This is a genomic window from Microvirga sp. M2 (assembly GCF_047497095.1).
Lineage (GTDB): Bacteria > Pseudomonadota > Alphaproteobacteria > Rhizobiales > Beijerinckiaceae > Microvirga.
Genome location: NZ_CP134064.1, coordinates 678,924 through 698,278, shown reverse-complemented (window position 1 = coordinate 698,278; position 19,355 = coordinate 678,924). Strand labels below are relative to the sequence as shown.

The following is a 19,355-nucleotide window of genomic DNA, read 5'->3' as shown; positions in this document are numbered from 1 at the left end:
GGGTCGGGCCGACTTGGCAATGTCGGCGACAGATGTGAGTGTTGGTCTTCGTTCATATCGATCCGATGCACGAATGTCTTGCAGGCGATCAAGCGGACGGTCGGTGTGCGATCCTCACATGGGTGCATCCTACACGATCCCCCATGCGCGGTAGCGGGTGCGGCCGGTGAGCTCGCGGGGCAGCGCGCCGCCGAGCTGCGCCAGCATGAGATCCACGGCCTTCGGCGTGACCTTCATCAGCTTGGCGGCGAGCGGCACCGTCACCAGCGGGCGCGACAGGAACAACTCGACCAGTTCCGGCAGCTTGGAGTTCGAGCGGCACTCCTTGGTGACCCGCTGCATCAGTTCGCGGGCGAGGATGAGCCGGTCGAGGTCCCTGTTGCCGATGACGATCGCCTCCTCCACGACCGAGCAGAAGCCCTGGAGTTTCTCGAGTGCCCCTTCGCGGCCCTGTGGCCGGAATTTGGATTGCTTGAATCCGGCCGCGAGGGGAAGCAGATGGCTGGTCAGGCCCCGCGCTCGCAGGATGGCTCCGGCCATGATGAGGCCGAGCCATGGCAGGCGGGCATAGAGGTTGAGATCGAGCCAGGCGTTCCAGGCAATGGCCGCGGCAGCGATCGCGGGCCAATGGGTGGTCCGTTTCACGACATCGAGCCATAGGTCTTCGTTTTCGGTTTCGTCGAGGTCAGGATCGTAGACCAGGTGCGACCGGGTTTTCGGCAGCGGGGTTTCGCCGGCCAGCACCTTGTCGGTGCGTTCGAGCAGAGCATCGATCTCGGCGAAATGCGCTTTCCACGGATCGGCATCGTTGGCGAAAGGCAGATAGGCCTCGTCGTCTTCCGGATCCGGCGTGCCCTTTGGCCGTTTGTGATTGCCCTCCCCTCTCTCGGGCCCGATGCCACGCAGGGCCGCCAGGCCGTCGATCGAGAGCGGCCAGGGAGCCGGACGTGCGAGCGCGGTTCGGCGGGCTCTCAGGGTCGTGGCGGCGCGTGTGAGCTCGTGGGTCGGATGGCGGATGTCCATGCCGGCATCGTGGAGCACCAGATCGCCGATCTCGACGAGCTGTCCGTCAAGCATCAGCGCCCGCACGGCCTCCGTCATGTCGCAGCGCGACTGCCAGCCGGCGGACAACCCGCTTGCTTCCAGGCGGGCGTCGAAGCGAAGGATGCCGATCGTCAGCTGCTCAAGCCGACCGGCTATCGTCTCCCAGGGCAGTTCCGGAAGATCGTAGGAGCGGGCAACCGACCATTCTTCATCATCGAAGTCACTTCCTCTGCCGATGAGAGCCACGCTTGTATCCTGCACCTAAGTTATTGATGCTGCGAGATATAGCTTGAACGGACGAAGCTAAGCAAGCCATCACTACGATGACGGATGCTTGGAGACGATCCTTTGAAGCCGGATTCGACCCGTCATAGGAAGCTCTGTCGGTTCCGATCGGCGAAGGATCTCATTCACGACGGATCTGAAAATGGATCTGGTCAAGGGTTCGCTGTTCGAGAGGACAATCGTCATCTCGCTCAGATGCGAGCCCCGGGGAGCGTTCCTGCGGCTAGCTCATTCTCCTCCGGCGCATGGCTTGGAGCTCTCCTTCGAGATCGAGCTTTCCGATCTTCATCATCCGAACGAGAGCCCGGAAGTAGCCGCCTGGGTTCCGAATCCGGGATTCGCCGGCCGATACGTCGTCATCGTAGAGTTGCAGGACATAGATCACAGCCGCTGCCGCATTGACAGGACCGATTTCTGCGACGGCTTCGTTCCATGCACTTTCATGGGCGCCGAGCGATGCCCGCAGATAGCGCCCTGCCCCGACGAGATCAGGGAGATCACGGATTGGTTTTCCGAAATCGGCCGTAATGGGGCAAGCCTCGACGATCAATCCCGGTGTCGGTTGCGCAGTCGATCGTCCCTTCGATGGAGGAGCCTCGATTTCCTTGAGAGAGGTGTTTGTACAAGACTCTCTGGGAGATTCTTTTTCTGTTTCTATGTGTCGGCCCCAGAGTCCGCCATTGCCGGTCTGATCGAATGCTTCTTCGACGAGATTCCTTAGGTTCTGCCAGTCTTGCAGCAGGTCCGCGGGAAGCTCTTCCGTCGATCGGGCCGGGGTGCGGCTCAGAAGCTCGCTGTAGCGCCTTTCGAGGGTGGAGCGATCCACGGTCGGGGCATGCTGAGCGAGGGCGCTGATGGCCTCCTCCGTGGCTCGCCTGGCGATCGTGACCTCGTCATAGGTTCTCTTGCGGATTTCGCGCGTGATCTTCTGTTCGGCCAGCATCGCGGTCCATTCTCCCCGCCTGGCGTAAACCGGAGTGAGATCGAAGCCATAGGCATCGATGACGTCGCCCGCCATGTTGCGGATCGCGTACCTCTTCCCGTTCGGCGAATCCTTCGCCACGATCAGCTTGAGGTCCGTGAGCTGCGCCAGGATACGCCGGATCGAGCGGTCGTTGAGCCCCGTGCGGCTTGCCAGGTGATCGTTGGACGGCCACACCAGCAGCTTCTCCCATTCCTGCTCGCCCCAGCAGGCGACGAGTTCGGAGAGCACCAGACGCTGTGCGGGGCGTAAGGCAAGCGCCTTCTCGGCATCTCGGGTCGCGGCCGAGAGTTCCTTCCGTGTCACCATGCAGCCCGCCGCCAGGGCGAGCTTCTTCGCGACCAGAGCGGCATGAACCAGCCGCCGGCCTCCTGTCGATGCAATTTGCACCACACCCTCCTTATCGAGGGCAAAGCGAGATCGTTCACCGCCTCGGTGTCTTGACACTCGATTCGTCTGGGTGGATAAGAATGGTGTGACTTATCCTTGCCACCCAGTGGTGAGATCCAAAGGCCCCGAGGTCGCCAAACCTTGGGGCCTTTTGCTTTGCCGCGGTTACATCACGAAGTCCCCTCCTCCCTCGCCTCGGCATAGGCTTCGGCCAGGACTGGAAGCTGTTCGACGAGGTATGCCGCGAATTCCGCGTCAAAACCCTTGTCGAGACTGATCCTCAGATCGCGGCCGGCATGACTGACCTTGGCGACCTTCCGACCAGAAGCAGTTGAAATCATCCGAGCCCCTCCCCTTCCGGAGGAGGCGCCTTCGACGACCGGCTTCTTCGTGGCGACCGAGAGCACACGGGAGAAGCGGGTGTCGGTATCGAGGCTTGCGAATGCCGGCTCGGCGATCGCGTTCTCGGCCGCCCTCCGGCCCGGTGCGGTCGCCAGCGCATCCGCGAGCGCGATCCAACGCGCCCTACCCGCTTTCGGGGCCGGCCCGATGGCGCTTGCGATGGCTTCGGGGATCGATTTCGCGACCGCGATGTAGCGGCTCAGATCCGCCTTGTCGGTAGACAGCGCCTGCATGATGACGGCTCGGTCGAAATCGAGAGCCTCGAGATGGAGTGCGAAGAACGCCTTCTCGATAAACGAAAGATCTCGCCGGTCGAGGTTCTCCTTACCCTGGGCGACGACGAGCTCCTGGTCGGTCAGGTCGCGCACGACGGCCCTGACCTTGATCCCGAGCCGCCGGGCCGCCCCCACCCTTCGGTGTCCGAACGCGATCTGGTAGCGGTCCTTGGCGGCGGGATGCGGGCGCACCAGAATCGGCACCTGCTGGCCGCTTTCCCGGATGCTTTCCGCCAGGGCATCGAGGCTCGCATCGGTCGCGTCGGCCATGCGGTCCGACACGAAGGACCCGTCGAGCAGGATGGGATCCAGCTCGATGATCGCGGATCCTGCCTCCACCTGATCGCGGATGTCCGTCAGTTGCTGCAGCGAGGCCCCCATGGCGGCAATCGCGCCGCTGCGGATGCGTGGCGCAGGCGCCGGTTGAGGAGCCGCGTTGGGAGCTCCCAACTTATCGGAGGGTTTGGCCGACGCCGAAAAGATGGCGTCCATTGCTGTCTTTCGGCTCATGCTGCGCGACCCCACGCTTTGCGGACCATTGCCTCGACCTCTCCATTCACGGCATCGAGGGCCTCGACGGCGCGGTCATATGTTTGACGGTTCATGGATTCGCGGCCGACCTCGTAGAGGGTCTGCTTGGTGAGGCCGGCGTCCGACACGGCCGACGACTTCACCATGGGGCTGGTGAGAACCGCTTCGCCGAAAAGGTTGCGCAACAGAGCGGTGATGCGGGTTTGCGGTCCGTCCTGAGGCTCGTAGCGCGTGATCAGATACCGCAGCGCGTCGTAGCGGATCACGCCTCCTGCCCCGCGGACAACCTCGAGAAGGTCGTCCGTCATGGCGAGAAACTGGGACATGGACGCGACGTCGAGCATCTGCGGATGAACGGTGATGAGCAGCGAGGTTGCCGCGCACAGAGCCGAGAGCGTCAGGAAGCCGAGCTGCGGCGGGCAGTCGATCACGACCACATCGTAATTGTCGGCGACGGAATCGAGCGCCTTCGCGACCCGTTCGAAGAAGAGCTGATCGCGCTGGCGCGACGTGAGGGCCTTGGGGGTCTCGTGCTCGAACTCCATGAGCTCAAGATTGCCGGGCACGATGTCGAGGCCGGTGAAGTAGGTCGGCCGGATGATTTCGGACAGCGGGCGCCGCTCCTCGCCGTAGCGGATCGCGCCGTACAGGGTTTCGCCAGGCCCGACGTCGATTTCGGGCTGGACGCCGTGCAGGGCCGACAGGCTGGCCTGCGGGTCGAGATCGACGGCGAGGACGCGATACCCCTTGAGGACGAGATACTGGGCGAGATGCGCCGAAGTCGTGGTCTTGCCCGATCCACCCTTGAAGTTGACGACGGAAATGACCTGGAGATGCTCATCGCCCTGGCGCCGCGGTGAGAATTTCCGGCCCGATTTGGTGGTCTCGTCGAAGAATTCGCGCAGCGCATGGATGTCGGCCAGCGAATACGACCTCCGGCCATACTGGGTGATTTCGGGTTGCGGGCCCTGGCCTTCGATGGAAAGCTGCCGGAGCCTGCTGTCGGAGATCCCGAGAATCTTTGCGGCCTCGCCAGAGGAAAACCGGCGCAAAACCTTCTCGGCGCTGGGAGGATAAAAGGCAGCTGCCATCGCTTGCAGCTGCGAGCGTAGGATCGCAGCGTGCTCACCGATGGCGGAGCCCGATTCGGGAGACGGCATTGCAGCGTCTGGTCGCACAGCTTGCTGTTTCACGGCGGTCCTTTCATTTACGGCAAATCGACAAATACACGCCTAATACCGTAAGGGTTAATGGATTCTGCGATTCGGTTCGAGAGTCGAGTCCGTTGGGAGGTCCCAACGGCATTTAGCTGTTGAGAACCGAGGCCTGAAAAGGGCATGAATCCGTTGCTGCGCAACCGATTCTGCCTTCAGGACGGATCCGATTCGGGGTCGGCGCGACAGTGCCGCACGTCTCAAGGCGCACTTCAATACCTCTTTCAGGACCGCCGCGACCTGATCGCAGTGCGGTCTGCCTCAACGGATTGTCGCTCCTGAAGCTTGTTCGGCAGCGCCACGCCTCTCCGCCGACGGGATGCGCCATCGCGACCGGGCACCGCAGGATCGAGCCGCCGGAGAGCATCGAAACGGCCGCCGAGGCTGTGATGGAGAGGGTCCTGGGGCAAACGGCTGCGCGGCCGCCGGCTCAGAGGGGCAGGGCATCGCACTTTGAAGCCGGGCAGCGTGCCGTTACTTCCTGCATGGGCGAATGCACCGGTTGAAGGCGTGGGAGCTCATTGGGGGAATCTCCATTTCCGCCGCAAAGGGTAGGCTCATGAAGAGGTCTGAGTTTAACATGGAGAGGGCTGCGATCTGGATGTCGGTGTGCCGGTGAGTGCGGCATCGGGATCTGCACTGTGGCAATCGGCCCAATGCGCCTGCACCGTTCCCGGCCATTCGGTGCAAGGAATGCGATAGTCACCCTTCGGTAACGAGACCTCGATCGGCGCCGGAAAGCCTTATTGCCGTTTGATCCCGACCTTCGGGCATGGGGTGAATGACTGAGGGCGCAAGGCCCGATCCAATGCGATGCGAAAGAATTGGATTGCAGGTTGCAGGGATAGGAGCTGCGCCCGCCGCCTCTCGATGGTGCTCTGCCTTTGGCATGTGTCCTTGGAGTTGGGAGCTCCCAACGCGCAAAACGATGCGAGCCTGATCCGCCTCGGCGCCGATGAGATAGGCCACCAAATCGGTCGCATGGCCTCTGTCCAGGCCACTGCTGCGTATCGCGGGCCCAGCGGGCTCACACGTCATGTTCCCGTTTCCCTCAGCCGATCGAGCGGCGTCTTCGAAAGCCAGAAGCGCGATGCTCCCCTAAGATACCGGGTCGCACAGCATTCCCTTGTTCCCGGAAGACCGCCAAAGATCGCCGCGCCAAAGCCGGGGAGGTGCTGGGAAGTGGATGAAAAGGCGCCCCCGCAACCCTTGCTCGATACCCATGTAAGAGGGCAGGGGACGACATGCCCCGATACGGGTGGCCACGATGCTCTTTGCGGGGCCATCCTCAAACCGCCCGCTCACATCCAATCCGTGGGACGCGCGCAAGAGCGATGCGGGCCGATGGAACGCCGATACGAACCCGGGTCTGTTGCTCTCGGCTCCTGCGCCGATGAGTTTCGAGGCGAGCCGCCGTGTCGCTGACCTGCTGGAGCCATGGATCGGCCCTTGGCGCGAGCCTGGACATGGCGGCTCAGAGTCAAATCGGGAGGGGGAGGGGGAGGGGATTCTTGGCCGGTTCGCCCGTTGGTCGGAAACGGGCGCGTGTGAAATGATGTTCCGGCGAGGTCTGTCGCCTGTCTCGCCACGGCCCGTCGCGCGCGATCCCCGACTCCGGTCGAGTGCCGTGGGCCCGGCCTGACTGCCGCGGGGAGGCGGTTGCCCCATTCGATGATCCCCGCAATGCTTTGGTACGCAAGCCCGGTCAGTCCTTGCGTTCACGCTGCGCGGACGGGCCCTGAGGGGGCGGAACCGGATGGAGTTTGCGGTCGCTCCACCTTGGCGAACGCCTCTCCCCCGCTTCTAAGGACACCTTTTTGTCCTCCCGCTAAGTCATTGATGATACGAGAAGCATTTCGACATGAGGAAGCTAGGCAAGGCATTGCTACGATGACATGTGGGCGGGCTCCGGCATCCGGGAGAAACGTCGATCCCTGTCGCAAGCGGTCCTGGCAGCTTGCCCTGTGGGACCGCGCGTTGCCGTATGCTGGAGGCTCGGGTGCACCTTGTTGAACCCCATCAGCCTGCTTCTGAAAAGCCCTCGTCTCATCATGAGGTTAACACGAGGCGCCCGAAACCATCTCCAGGCAAACCGCCATTTCCTCCTTTCGCAGCCCGGGAACTCCTGCGCAGCATCGGACGTGAAACATGCAAATCCACCTTTCACGCACGATGCTCTACCCCAGGCGTCGATCAGGTTGTCTTCGACGCCGCTCCCGGGCCGGGGCCGCCGTATGCCTCGCCGAAGCTGTCGAATCCCGTTCGATCAGGCGGCAGGCGAGCTCTGTCCGGCGTACGACGCGTTGTCCCCGCGTGGAGAGCTCGATGAGCATCTCGACCGCCGCCTCGCCCAGTTCACGGGCCGGAATGTGCATCGTCGTGAGACGTGGTGTGAGGAGGTCCGAGATCGGCAGATTGTCGATCCCCATGATTGAAATCTCTTTCGGACAGTCGATCTGGCGGGCCGCCAAGGCCGCGAGGGCTCCGAGCGCAAGGCTGTCGGCGGCGCAGAGAAGCGCCGTCATAGGCAGCATTCCCTTGTCGAGCCGCTCGCCGATCGCGCGTTCGGCGCATTCCGGTGTCCAGTCCTCGACGCTGATGACATTTTCGTCGGGGTAGGGCAGCCCGTGCTCGGACAGGGCATCCCGCCAACCTTCGAGGCGCCGCCGAATCGTGGGGCGGCCGGGACGCATGACGAAACCGATATTCTTATGCCCCAGGCCGATGAGATAGTCGCAAGCCATGCGTGTCGCAGAGCGGTTGCAGGGGCTGACGCTCGAAATGCGCATGAGCGGATCGTCGCCGTTGATCAGAACCGCTGCCTTGCCGCTCTCATGGATGCGCTGCATGACCTGACCGTCATCGATCGTCAGAAGGAGCACCCCGAGGAAGTCCTCTCCATCGAGCGCGTCGATGAGGGGGGCATGGCTTTCTTCCGGATCGGGAAGAGGCACGAGAGAGATGTCGATTTCCCGTAATGCGGCGGCGGACTTCAGGCCCTCCAGCACATGCCAGGTAAATTGGGTGCGGCTGTAATCGGTCATCGCAGCCTTGCTGGCGAGAACCGCAATTCGGGCGCCCTGAATCGTATTGGGCAGGGGATAGCCCGCGTTTCTCGCCGCCTGAAAGATTTTCTGGCGCACATTCTCTCGAACGCCCTTCTGGCCCGTCAGGGCGCGGGACACCGTGCTGATGGAAACGTCACAGGCCATGGCGATATCGCGAAGGCGGCTACGGACGACGGTTTTCGGGGAGGGGAGTGGCTTTTGCGACATGGCAAGCACACTGCAAAAAATTTTCATGTTGCGCAATTCGCCCCGGTGATGAAAAATCATTTCAATAACAATCGATGCCCGGGAGGCAGCGCATATGAGGGAGGGAGGGCGTCTCATGCACCAACTCGACCGTCTGGTCGCAGGCATGGTGGCCTTGCGTCACGACGGAGCGTTCGACGAACCGAATCTTGACGGCACTCCTGGCGATTACATCAGCTTTGACGGGTGGGAATGGCCTCAGGGTGTCGGTCTCTACGGTCTGGTCCGCTACTGGGAGTTCACCGGAAGCGACGAGCACCGCCGTCTGATCGAGGCTTGGTACGAGCGCCAGCTCGGCAAGGGCCTCCCAGGGCTCAATGTCAATACAACCGCCCCCATGCTCGGTCTGTCCATGCTCTGGGACAAGACCAGGGACGAGCGCTGGCGCGCGCCGCTCGAGCATTGGGCGCGTCTCGTGATGAACGAGCTTCCCCGCACCGAACAAGGCGGCTTCCAGCACATCGTTTCAGACGGCGTGAACCCGGGCGAGCTGTGGGACGATACGCTCTTCATGGTGTGCCTGTTCCTGGCGAATTACGGTCGCGCCGCAGGCCGCGACGATCTCGTTCAGGAATCCATCCGGCAGTTTCTGCTCCATACGCATTACCTGACCGATACCGAAACCGGCCTCTGGTTCCATGGCTGGACCTTCGAGGGGCGGCACAATTTCGCACGCGCGCGATGGGCGCGCGGCAATGCCTGGATCACGGCGGGTCTTCTCGACTTCATCGAGCTGGGCGGCATCGCCGGCGGTGTAAGGGACTATCTCCTCGGCTGCCTGCGGACGCAGGCCAGGTCCCTTCTGAACCATCAGGATCGCACCGGGGCCTGGCATACCCTGATCGACGACCCGTCGTCCTACCTCGAGGCATCCGCAACGGCAGGCTTCGGCTACGGACTCCTGAAAGGCGCACGCCTCGGCGCATTGGGCGAGGAGGCACGGCAGGCCGGACTTCGCGCCTTGAACTACGTGCTCGCCCATATCGATGAGGACGGCACGCTGCAGAATGTCTCCTACGGCACCCGCATGGGACGCGATCTGCAATTCTACCACGACATTCCCATTCAGCCGACGGCTTACGGTCAGGCACTGGCCATCCTGCTTCTGGCGGAGGCCGTCCGTCACATGAACGACGCTCAACAGGAGTCCGCGGCATGATCGAGGTCCGCTACGGTGCAGCACCCGAAACCATCGGCACCATGTCGACCGAGGACCTGCGCTCGACCTTTCTCGTCGAGCACCTGTTCCCCGAGGACGATATCCGTCTCGTCTATACCCACATCGACCGCATGATTCTCGGCGGCGCCGTTCCCGTCGGGAAAAGCGTCACGTTCGGCGAAGGCACCGCCATCGGCACGCCCCATCTCCTGTCGTATCGCGAGATGGGTATCGCCAATCTCGGCGGAAGCGGTCGCGTCGAGGTGGATAGAAGGACCTTCGATCTCGAGAACCGCGATATCCTCTATGTGGGACGTGGCGCGCAGCGACTGACCCTGTCGAGCGCCGACGGCGTCAATCCGGCGCGGTTCTACATGACCTCCGTGCCCTCGCAGGTGGATTATCCGCACCGGCTGATCACCCGCGCCGAGGCGAAGCCTTTGGAGCTCGGAGAGGAGAAACGCTCGAACAGGCGTTCGCTGCGCATGTACATCCATCCCGAGGTCTCGCCCTCCGGGCTTCTCCTCATGGGCATCACCGATCTTTCTCACGGGAGCGTCTGGAACACCATGCCGCCGCATCTGCATGAGCGGCGCATGGAAGCGTATGTCTATTTCGATCTGGCGCCTGAAGACCGCGTCATCCACCTGATGGGCCGCCCGGACGACACCCGTCACCTCGTCGTGGCGGATGGCGAGGCGATCCTCTCCCCGGCCTGGTCGATCCATATGGGCGCCGGCACAGGTCCTTACGCCTTCGTGTGGAGCATGACCGGCGAAAATCAGGAGTACACCGATGTGGACCCGGTGCCGGTAAGCGCCCTGCGGTGAGAATAGCCATGGCGAGAGAAATGTACCTGACCCATTCCCTGGAACCCGGCCAGGCTGTCGGCCACTGGCAACTCGGCGACATTCACGAGGAGCGCTACGACGTTCCGGACCGTACCATGGAAGGGAAGATGGACGCCTTCTTCTTCCTGACCAAGGACCGCAACTTCATCCCCCATCAATATCCGTGCCGCACGGATTTCATCGAGCAGTATCGTGGCAAGGCCCCTCGGCCGATCACGCGCTTCGAGCCGACCCGCGTCTGGCTGCCTTTCGGGTCTCCGCGCGTAGACCTGTCGGGCTTCTGGTTCCGCGCAACCCGGGTCGAATGCTGGGCGCGCACGACAATCGACAGCCCGTGCGATCAGGTGGCGCGGTTCAGCTTCGCAACATGCGGCGGCGCTTTCCTGGAGGTGAACGGCAGACGCGTGGTGGAGCTTACCCGGTATCAGCGCAATTTCGAGGAACGCATCGAGATCGAAGTGCCGTTGGAGGCGGGCAGGAATGAATGGCGGGTCTGGTTTGCCGATCTCTGCGAACGCGATGCACGCTACTACTTCACTCTCGAGCTGATCGCGGGCGAAGGGCTATCGGTCGGCATGCCGAGCGCTGTCGACGGAGCGCGCGCTCTCGCCATCGAGAACATGCTCGAAGGCATGCGCTTCGAAAGGCCGTCCTATGGGCGAGGCGAGGTCGCCATCGTGTTCGACAATCCCGCCGCCGTTGCGCTCGACGTCCATGTGGAAGTGCGGGGCGACTTCATGTCGACGGAGGGGACCCTCGAATTTCACAGGAAGCTCCCGGTTGGCGCGAACCGCGTCGTTGTCGCCGATGCGGGCGAATTGCCGGCCGACTTCAGACATTTCGACATCACGCTGCGGGATGGCGACTTCCTGGCGACGCGCGTCCTGGGCGTCGAGATCTGTCATCTGGACGAGCAGCCTCCCGCTTCCGCCGATATCAAGGTGAGGATTCAGGCCGTTCTCGACCATGTGGCCGAGCGCGGCGAGCGCGACATGGTGGCGGTGTTGGCGCGGCTCGCCGTGAACAATGGTGGCCCGGAGACGGATCGCATCATCGAAGCCTGCCTGCCGATCATCGGCGATTGTCACGATTGTGCGGATTTCCTCCTCGTCCCGCTCCTGTGGTCGCGCATTGCCTGGCCGGATCGCATCGCGCCGGAGACCCGGGCGCGCATGGACGAGGTGATCCTGCGCTTTCGCTACTGGATGGACGAGCCCGGCAACGACGTCATGTGGTACTTCAGCGAGAACCATGCGCTGCTGTTTCACACCGCCTGTCATCTCGCCGGCACGCTCTTCCCGGATGCGACCTTCACGCGTTCAGGACGCAAGGGCCGTGAGCAGGCCGAGATCGGCCGGCGCCGCCTCCTCGAATGGCTGACGCATTTCGAGGCCTGCGAGATGGCCGAGTGGAACTCGGCGCCGTACTTCCCGATCGATTTGAAGGGCCTGTGCGCCCTTTATGCGCTTTCGCCCGACGCCGCCATTCGCGAACGCTCCGGTGCCGCCATCCGCCGCCTTCTCGAGATCATGTCCCTGTCGAGCCACCACGGCATGATGACAGCCTCCCAGGGCCGCAGCTACGAGCATACGCTCCGGCCGGGACGTACGCTCGAACTGTCGGGCATCTCCTATCTCGCCTTCGGCACGGGATCGCTCGGCCGCCGCTTCCATGCGCTGCCGCAGCTCGCTTTGTGCTTTGCCGAACATGGCTTGACCGTCGATCCGGATCTCGCCGCCATCGCCGATCTCAAAAGCGCCGGAGCCTATGAATGGCGCTACAAGCAGGGCGAGAACGGCATTGCCTCGCTCTATCACTTCAAGTCGAAGGATTATGCCCTGGGCAGCATCGCGGCCTATCGCTGGGGCGAATGGGGTTATCAGGAGACCGTCCTGCATCTGCGCCTCGGCGAGCGCCCGGAATCGCAGATCTGGATCAACCATCCGGGCGAGGTGATCCATAGCGGCTATGGCCGTCCTTCCTATTGGGGCGGGTGTGGAACGGTTCCGCGCGTTCACCAGTATCGTTCTCTCGCGGTCATGGAATTCGATGCTCATCCGATGCAACCGGACTTCACCCATGCATGGTTGCCGGAAGCCGAGATGGATGAGGTCCTTCGTGAGGGAAGCCGCATCCTGGTGCGGTCCGGCCATGGGCTCTGCCTTCTCGTCGCAAGCGCTCCTCTTGATCCGGTGACGAGAGGGCCGACCGCAGGATGCGAAGTGCGCCTGCCCGGACATGTCGGACGCTGGATCGTGCGCCTTTCCGACGTCGCGACGGAAGGCAGCCTTGAAGCCTTCGGACGACGGTTTGCCGGCTTGGCGGCGGAAAAGCGGGACAATGACATCACCGTCGTTCACGACCCCGATTTCGGCACCGTGGCGTGTAGCCCCGATGGGGTCGTGCGCACGGAGAGGGAAGCCATCGACCCGAAGACCTGGACGTTGTCGGGAGAGTTGAAAGCCTTGCCGGAAGGAAGGCGCGTGACGCTGCCTTCCCGGCACAAAAAAGAAGAGCAACTCAAGATTGCCTGAAACACATTCATCATGGGAGGAAAGTGATGAAGGGACTTAAAAGTCTGACCTACGGGGCCCTGGCCCTCGCGCTCAGCGCGGCCGCCGCCCAGGCGGCCACGGAAGTGCGCATCATGTGGTACTCGGACGGGAACGAAGGCGAGGTCCTGCAGGATCTCGTAAAGCGGTTCGAGGCCCAGAACCCCGACATCAAGGTCGTGGTCGACAATGTCGCCTTCGGCGTCGTCAAGGAACAACTGCCTGTGCAGTTGGAAGCCGGACGCGGACCCGACATCGTGCGTGTGGTCGAGCTGAAGTCGCCCGCCAAGCACTGGCTCGATTTGCGTCCTTATCTCAAGGACGCCGCGACCTTCGAGAAGAGCTTCAGCAACACGCTCGACTGGATGCGCGAGGACGGCAGCAATGCGCTGCCCGGCTTCATGACCCAGCTCACCATCACCGGTCCCCTGGTGAATACCACGCTCTTCGAGCAGGCAAGCGTTCCGGTTCCGGGCGAGAAGGCAACATGGGACGAGTGGGCGGCGGCTGCCAAAAAGGTTGCCGACAGCCAGAAAATTCCGATCGCCCTCGCCTTCGATCGCTCCGGCCACCGCTTCATGGGGCCGGCGATCTCGATGGGTGCGAAGATCATCGGTCCGGATGGCAAGCCGGCGGTGGTGGACGAAGGCTTCAAGGCCATGGCCCAGCGCATTGCCGACTGGCACAAGAACGGCATCATGCCGCGTGAGATCTGGGGCGGTGTCGCCGGAACGACCTATAAGGGTGCGAACGACGAGTTCGTGAACGGCCAGGTCGCCGTGTACTTCTCGGGCTCCTGGCAGGTCGCCCAGTTCTCGCAGAAGATCAAGGATAACTTCGACTGGTCCGCCGTGCCCGAGCCCTGCGGGCCTGCTGCCTGCACCGGTATGCCGGGCGGTGCCGGCCTCGTTGCGGTAAAGTACACGACCCACCCGCAGGAGGTGGCGCGCGTGATGGAATATCTCGCAAGCGAGCCCGTGGTGCGCGAATTCTCCGAGCGCACCCTGTTCCTGCCGGCACACCAGGCGGTCGCCGCGAAGGGTGTGGACTTCAAGACGAGCGATCCGAACGTGAAGAAGTCCCTGAGCATCTTCCTCAAAGCAACCCAGACCGCCGATCCGCTCGCGCTCAAGATGCAGAGCTACAGGTGGTCGGGCCCGATCTACGCCGCCGTCGTCAGCCGGCTCGGACAGGTCGTTGCCGGCGAGGCGCAGCTCTCCGATGCTTATGCCCGCATCGAGGATGACATCAAGCAGAAGGTCAGCGAGGCCTCCCGCTAAAGCCGAGAGGTGCTGCAATGAGCACCACGACCCCCGAAATGCGAGGACAGGCGTTCAGCCTGTCCTCCGTACTGGTTGTGCCGTTCCGCTTTCTCATGGGCCTGCTGAACGCTCCCATGAGCGCCGTGCAGCGTCGGTTCGGGATCGGCGGAGTGGGGGCCGCGTTCCTGGCCCCGAACATGCTGATCTTCGGCATCTTCGTGCTCATTCCCGTTGCCATCAATGCTGCGTACTCCCTCACTGGCGGCACCGCGATCTTCTTTGACGGGCGCTATTTCGCCGGTTTGGACCAGTATCGGACGCTGCTCTCCTGCAACGACTACACGGTCCCGTCCACCTGTCTCCAGGACGCCTTCTGGCAGAGCGTGCACAACACGGCATTCTTCGTGATCGTGCAAGTGACGGTGCTCGTGCTCGCTTCGTTGGGAACGGCACTTGTCCTCAACCGTGAGATGCGGGCACGCGGCTTCTGGCGCAGCGTCTTCTTCTTTCCCGTCCTGCTTTCGCCGGTCGTGGTCGGCTTGATCTGGAAATGGATCCTGCAGCGTGACGGGCTGCTCAACGCGCTCCTCCTGGATTTCGGGCTTGAGCGGACGTTGTGGCTTGCGGAGCGCAACTGGGCCATGTTCTGGGCCGTTTTCGTGTCCGTCTGGGCGCATCTCGGCTTCTATGCGCTCATCCTCCTGGCCGGCCTCCAGGCGATTCCGCGCGATCTGTACGAGGCTGCGATGATGGACGGAACAGGGCGCCTGCGCACCTTCCGGCGCATCACCTTGCCGCTCCTGTGGCCCAACCTGCTCGTCGTCATCATCCTGGCGCTCATCCGCGCCGTTCAAATCTTCGACGAAGCCTTCGTCCTGACGGGCGGCGGCCCGGGCACCAGCACCATGTTCATCACCCAATACATCTATGAGACGGGCTTTGCCCATGTTCTGCGCAATCTGGGGCTCGCATCGGCAGCGTCCATTCTCATGGGCGTCGTCCTGGTCGGCCTTACGGCTCTGCAGCTCGTGGTCTCGAACAGGCGCGCCAGAAAGGAAGCGGCATGACCGCACTCGCGACCTTCATTCTGCGCCGGCGTGGCGGCGCCGGCTGGCATTGGACCGATGTGCTGGCCTATATCTGGCTGGCTCTGGGCCTCGTCCTGATGTTCGGCCCGGTCCTCTGGCTCGTGGTCTCGTCCTTCAAGACGCCGGGGGCTCTCGCGGAATTTCCGCCGACCTTTCTGCCGCTCGGCACGCAGGTCGCGACGGTTCAAGGCTATGATAACCCGCTGCCGCTCTATCGGGTAGCGCAGGGCGACGGCACCGAGCGGATCCTTGCCCAGGTGCGGCGGGTCGGCATCATGGCGCAGATGGTCGATCCGCAGAATCCCGATACCGTCATCCGCGTGCCGATCGACAAGCGCGTGCCGGTTCGCGAGGTCAGCCTAGCCACCACGAACTACAGCGAGCCGCTGCAGCAGTTCGACTTCATGCGCTATTTTCAGAACTCACTCTTCGTGACCATCACGGCAACCCTCATAACGCTCGTGGTGAACTCCATGGCGGCCTATGCCCTCTCGAAATACGAGTTCAAGGGTCGAACAGCCGTGCTCGGCATCATTCTCGCAACCTTGATGGTGCCCCTGTCCGTCATCGTCGTGCCGCTCTATCTCGTGGTGAATTCCCTCAACCTGTTCGATACGCTCTGGGGCGTGATCCTGCCGACGGTGGCGACGCCGACCGGCGTGTTCCTACTACGGCAATACATGCTCACGATCCCTGACGAGCTGCTCGATGCGGCGCGGATGGACAAGGCGTCGGAGTGGCAGATCTACTGGCGCATCATCCTGCCGCTCGCAGCTCCGGCATTGGCCGTCCTCGCCATCTTCTCCGTGATGTGGCGGTGGAACGACTTCCTTTGGCCGCTGATCGTTCTATCCCGCAAGGAGAACTATACCTTGCAGGTCGGCCTCAATGCCTTCTCGGGCGAATTGAACGTGCAATGGCATTACGTGCTGGCCATGACGGTTCTGTCGATCATTCCAGTCGCCCTCATCTTCCTGTTCCTCCAGCGCTACATCACGGCAGGCATCGCCAATACGGGTCTGAAATGATGTGCGCCGAATTCAGAAAGAGCATGTCGTGAGTCACCTCGTTCTTCGCCAGGTCACAAAGGAGTACGGCGCCGTGCGGGTGCTGCACGGCATCGATCTCGAAGTCAGGGACGGCGAATTCGTGGTCTTCGTCGGCCCGTCGGGCTGCGGAAAATCCACATTGCTGCGGACGATCGCGGGGCTCGAGCGTACAAGCTCGGGCGAGATCAGGCTCGACGACCGGCTCGTCAACGATGTTTCGGCCGCCGACCGGGGCCTCGCCATGGTGTTCCAGTCCTATGCGCTCTACCCGCACATGAGCGTGCGCCAGAATCTGGCATTCGGGCTGGAGAACAGCCGAATGCCACGGGATGAGATCGACAGGCGCGTGTCCGAGGCCGCCAAGATGCTGCTGATCGAGCCGCTTCTGAACCGCAAGCCACGCCAGCTCTCCGGCGGTCAGCGCCAGCGGGTCGCGATCGGTCGCGCGATCGTGCGCCGGCCCGGGATCTTTCTCCTCGACGAACCCCTGTCCAATCTCGATGCGGAGCTGCGCGTGGTGATGCGTGCAGAGCTCGCTGCGCTCCATAAGCGCCTTGGCGCCACGATGATCTATGTCACGCACGATCAGACGGAGGCGATGACTCTTGCCGATCGCATCGTCGTTCTGCGCGACGGAAAGATCGAGCAGATCGGCACGCCGCTCGAGCTCTACAACAATCCCGCCAACCGTTTCGTGGCTGGATTCATCGGTTCGCCGCGCATGAATTTCATCGAGGCCGAGATCATTCCCGTTTCTGGCGGGGTCGGAATCCGGGTCAGCGGGAGGCAGCAGAGATTGCCATCTCTCGACCTCGCGCCCGGCTCCCGGATCGTCCTCGGCATCCGGCCGCACGCCGCAACCGTTACGGAAAGCGATCAGGGCGCCATTCCGCTCGAGCTAACCCTTGTCGAGCAGCTCGGTGCGGAAACGATCCTGCACGGCAGGACGGATCGTGGTGAAACATTCACGGTATCGGCGCCGGGACAGCGGCGCTTTTCCATAGGGGAAAGGATCGGCATCGAGGTCGTCCCCGAGGCGCTGCATGTTTTCGATGCAGAAGGCAAAGCTCTGCCGTGCGTTCAACAGGGCGTCTGAGAGCTCGGACCCTGCTGCCCTTTGCAGACAACGGCGGCGGCGCCGATAAACGCTATCGTGATTTCAAGGTGCAACCATCATGTCAGTTTCTTTCGATCTGCAGGGCAAAAGGGCAGTCGTTACGGGAGCCAATACGGGCATCGGACAGGCGATTGCCGTTGCTCTGGCCGAGGCCGGCGCCTCCATTGTCGGAGTCGGCCGCTCGCCGATGGATGAGACGGAGGCGCGAGTTCTCGCAGCGGGTTCGACATTTCGCTCCGTCAGATCCGATCTTTCGAGCCTCGAGCCGATCGAGACAGTGATGAGTGCCGCTATGGACGGCGGCGGGCGGATCGATATTCTCGTCAACAATGCCGGGATCATCCGACGTGCGGACGCGATCGACTTCACCGAAGCCGATTGGGATGACGTGATGAACGTCAACCTCAAGACCGTATTCTTCCTGTCTCAGGCGGCGGCCCGACACATGCTGGCCGACGCAAAGGGCGGCAGAATCATCAACATTGCTTCGCTTCTCTCCTTCCAGGGAGGCATTCGCATTCCCTCCTATACGGCAAGCAAGAGCGGACTCGCCGGCCTCACGCGCCTTCTGTCGAACGAGTGGGCGGCCAAGGGAATCAATGTCAATGCCATCGCGCCGGGTTATATCGAGACCAACAACACCGAAGCGTTGCGGCAGGACCAGAAGCGCAGCGCCGAGATCCTTGGGCGCATTCCGGCCGGGCGCTGGGGTCGGCCGGAGGATATCGGCGGAGCGGCAGTCTTCCTGGCCTCACCGGCAGCGAACTATGTGCACGGTGTCATCCTGCCGGTCGATGGAGGGTGGCTGGCCCGCTAAGGCATCGGACGTGAAAAGTGGGAACCGGCTTTGCGTGAAAAGATGCTCGAGAGCAGAGACTGACTGCATCGGATCGAGGTTCGATTCCATGTCCGATGCGCTAACGCACCAAAGCAGAAGCGACCGGGAGCAGCCCCGCACCGAGGGTCTATCCGTTTCGACGATGTGGAGGACCGGCGCCGGTCAGGAGAACTCGGCGCTGGGACGAAATGAATAGCCCTCGATGCGAGGGAGGGATCTGTCGCTGCGAGGGGGCACAGGATCGCAACAGATCCAAGCGGGAATGCGCTTACGGGAAGGACGCCTCGTCAGGCCGGGGGAGAAGGCCATTGAGAAGAAGATCCACAGCGATCTCGAAATGCCGTTCCATGTCGATGGGACGGCGATCCGAGAACAGAAGCATCGAAATGTTCAGGGACAGAGCAGGCGCGAGCAGAAGTTCGGGGAACTCCAAAATGGCGGATGAGCGGATCTCGCCTTTTTTTGATCCAGCCTCGAGGCTTTGGCGCAGGCGTTTGACCACCGGACCCATGAAGTTCTGATGGTGCTCGTCGATCAATTCCGGGAACCGGCTTGCCTCGGCAATCAGGAGCCGGAAGATCTCCCGACTCCGTGGATCGGTGGATAGGATCCGATACAGATAGCAAAGGTAGGCACGCAGGAATTCCGGTGCGGTGGACGAACTGCTTGCAGCGAATTCTTCGGCCTGGACATGGAGTGGCCGTGAGAACTCCCGGACCATCGCGACGAAGACCTGCTCCTTGCTCTCGAAATAGAAGTAGATCGTACCTTTGGTGACGCCGGCACGCGCCGCGACATCCTCAAGACGCGTGGCGGCATAACCCTTCTGGACGAATTCCTCGAAGGCTGCCTCCAGGATCTCCCCGGGACGTTCTGCCTTGCGGCGGGCTCTGACACCTCCGGACATACGATAGCTCTCCACCTCCCCTTGCCGAACGCAGGCGCCCATGGGTTTTCCCAGCACGATCATTCGGGAGAGGCAGCGGGGTAACGCGCGACAGG

Annotated in this window: 14 protein-coding genes; 8 read left to right on the top strand and 6 right to left on the bottom strand. The window is 62.6% G+C overall.

From position 1 onward, the window contains the following. Positions 1-129: 129 nt before the first annotated feature. The 5 genes from RE429_RS22830 to RE429_RS22810 form a co-directional block, all read right to left on the bottom strand. Positions 130-1,290, bottom strand: coding sequence for an RHE_PE00001 family protein (locus RE429_RS22830; protein WP_414475631.1), 1,161 nt, complete (start codon positions 1,288-1,290; stop codon positions 130-132). A 262-nt stretch (positions 1,291-1,552) separates the two neighbouring features. After that, positions 1,553-2,701 (bottom strand): plasmid replication protein RepC, encoded by a 1,149-nt coding sequence (gene repC / locus RE429_RS22825; RefSeq protein ID WP_414475630.1) that lies wholly within the window; start codon positions 2,699-2,701, stop codon positions 1,553-1,555. A gap of 170 nt (positions 2,702-2,871) precedes the next feature. Continuing rightward, a complete protein-coding gene (gene repB, locus RE429_RS22820) occupies positions 2,872-3,870 on the bottom strand; it encodes a plasmid partitioning protein RepB (protein ID WP_414475629.1) in 999 nt (332 codons plus the stop codon). A 14-nt stretch (positions 3,871-3,884) separates the two neighbouring features. Continuing rightward, complete coding sequence (gene repA / locus RE429_RS22815; protein WP_414475628.1) at positions 3,885-5,069, bottom strand: plasmid partitioning protein RepA; 1,185 nt, start codon at positions 5,067-5,069, stop codon at positions 3,885-3,887. Positions 5,070-7,300: 2,231 nt separating this feature from the next. Further along, the gene (locus tag RE429_RS22810) at positions 7,301-8,335 is read right to left on the bottom strand and encodes a LacI family DNA-binding transcriptional regulator (protein WP_414475627.1); all 1,035 of its coding nucleotides are present in this window, start codon (positions 8,333-8,335) and stop codon (positions 7,301-7,303) included. A 178-nt stretch (positions 8,336-8,513) separates the two neighbouring features. Between RE429_RS22810 and RE429_RS22805 the strand changes: the two genes are divergently transcribed. The 8 genes from RE429_RS22805 (at position 8,514) to kduD (ending at position 18,332) form a co-directional block, all read left to right on the top strand. Further along, positions 8,514-9,596: a glycoside hydrolase family 88/105 protein gene (locus tag RE429_RS22805; protein ID WP_414475626.1), complete on the top strand. Its 1,083-nt coding sequence runs from the start codon at positions 8,514-8,516 to the stop codon at positions 9,594-9,596. Next, positions 9,593-10,426 (top strand): 5-dehydro-4-deoxy-D-glucuronate isomerase, encoded by an 834-nt coding sequence (gene kduI, locus RE429_RS22800; protein WP_414475625.1) that lies wholly within the window; start codon positions 9,593-9,595, stop codon positions 10,424-10,426. Before RE429_RS22805 ends, kduI begins: the two co-directional genes overlap by 4 nt. Positions 10,427-10,434: 8 nt before the next feature. Continuing rightward, on the top strand, positions 10,435-12,981 hold the full coding sequence (locus RE429_RS22795) for a hypothetical protein (protein ID WP_414475624.1): 2,547 nt from the start codon (positions 10,435-10,437) through the stop codon (positions 12,979-12,981). A 26-nt stretch (positions 12,982-13,007) separates the two neighbouring features. Then, positions 13,008-14,279 (top strand): ABC transporter substrate-binding protein, encoded by a 1,272-nt coding sequence (locus tag RE429_RS22790; RefSeq protein ID WP_414475623.1) that lies wholly within the window; start codon positions 13,008-13,010, stop codon positions 14,277-14,279. A gap of 17 nt (positions 14,280-14,296) precedes the next feature. Continuing rightward, positions 14,297-15,328: a carbohydrate ABC transporter permease gene (locus RE429_RS22785; RefSeq protein WP_414475622.1), complete on the top strand. Its 1,032-nt coding sequence runs from the start codon at positions 14,297-14,299 to the stop codon at positions 15,326-15,328. Further along, the gene (locus tag RE429_RS22780) at positions 15,325-16,377 is read left to right on the top strand and encodes a carbohydrate ABC transporter permease (RefSeq protein WP_414475621.1); all 1,053 of its coding nucleotides are present in this window, start codon (positions 15,325-15,327) and stop codon (positions 16,375-16,377) included. Before RE429_RS22785 ends, RE429_RS22780 begins: the two co-directional genes overlap by 4 nt. Before the next feature lie 28 nt (positions 16,378-16,405). Further along, complete coding sequence (locus RE429_RS22775; RefSeq protein WP_414475620.1) at positions 16,406-17,494, top strand: ABC transporter ATP-binding protein; 1,089 nt, start codon at positions 16,406-16,408, stop codon at positions 17,492-17,494. 79 nt (positions 17,495-17,573) lie between these two features. After that, on the top strand, positions 17,574-18,332 hold the full coding sequence (gene kduD / locus RE429_RS22770) for a 2-dehydro-3-deoxy-D-gluconate 5-dehydrogenase KduD (protein WP_414475619.1): 759 nt from the start codon (positions 17,574-17,576) through the stop codon (positions 18,330-18,332). A gap of 289 nt (positions 18,333-18,621) precedes the next feature. On the opposite strand, the gene RE429_RS22765 is transcribed toward kduD, so the two are convergent. Then, a complete protein-coding gene (locus RE429_RS22765; RefSeq protein WP_414475617.1) occupies positions 18,622-19,260 on the bottom strand; it encodes a TetR/AcrR family transcriptional regulator in 639 nt (212 codons plus the stop codon). Positions 19,261-19,355 lie beyond the last annotated feature (95 nt).

Excerpts from the sequence above, each read along its gene's own strand:
- RE429_RS22765 (WP_414475617.1), bottom strand. The coding sequence starts at position 19,260 with ATGTCCGGAGGTGTCAGAGCCCGCCGCAAGGCAGAACGTCCCGGGGAG.
- kduD (WP_414475619.1), top strand. The coding sequence starts at position 17,574 with ATGTCAGTTTCTTTCGATCTGCAGGGCAAAAGGGCAGTCGTTACGGGA.
- RE429_RS22805 (WP_414475626.1), top strand. The coding sequence starts at position 8,514 with ATGCACCAACTCGACCGTCTGGTCGCAGGCATGGTGGCCTTGCGTCAC.
- RE429_RS22785 (WP_414475622.1), top strand. The coding sequence starts at position 14,297 with ATGAGCACCACGACCCCCGAAATGCGAGGACAGGCGTTCAGCCTGTCC.
- RE429_RS22810 (WP_414475627.1), bottom strand. The coding sequence starts at position 8,335 with ATGGCCTGTGACGTTTCCATCAGCACGGTGTCCCGCGCCCTGACGGGC.
- RE429_RS22790 (WP_414475623.1), top strand. The coding sequence starts at position 13,008 with ATGAAGGGACTTAAAAGTCTGACCTACGGGGCCCTGGCCCTCGCGCTC.
- kduI (WP_414475625.1), top strand. The coding sequence starts at position 9,593 with ATGATCGAGGTCCGCTACGGTGCAGCACCCGAAACCATCGGCACCATG.
- RE429_RS22780 (WP_414475621.1), top strand. The coding sequence starts at position 15,325 with ATGACCGCACTCGCGACCTTCATTCTGCGCCGGCGTGGCGGCGCCGGC.
- repB (WP_414475629.1), bottom strand. The coding sequence starts at position 3,870 with ATGGACGCCATCTTTTCGGCGTCGGCCAAACCCTCCGATAAGTTGGGA.
- repA (WP_414475628.1), bottom strand. The coding sequence starts at position 5,069 with ATGCCGTCTCCCGAATCGGGCTCCGCCATCGGTGAGCACGCTGCGATC.
- RE429_RS22795 (WP_414475624.1), top strand. The coding sequence starts at position 10,435 with ATGGCGAGAGAAATGTACCTGACCCATTCCCTGGAACCCGGCCAGGCT.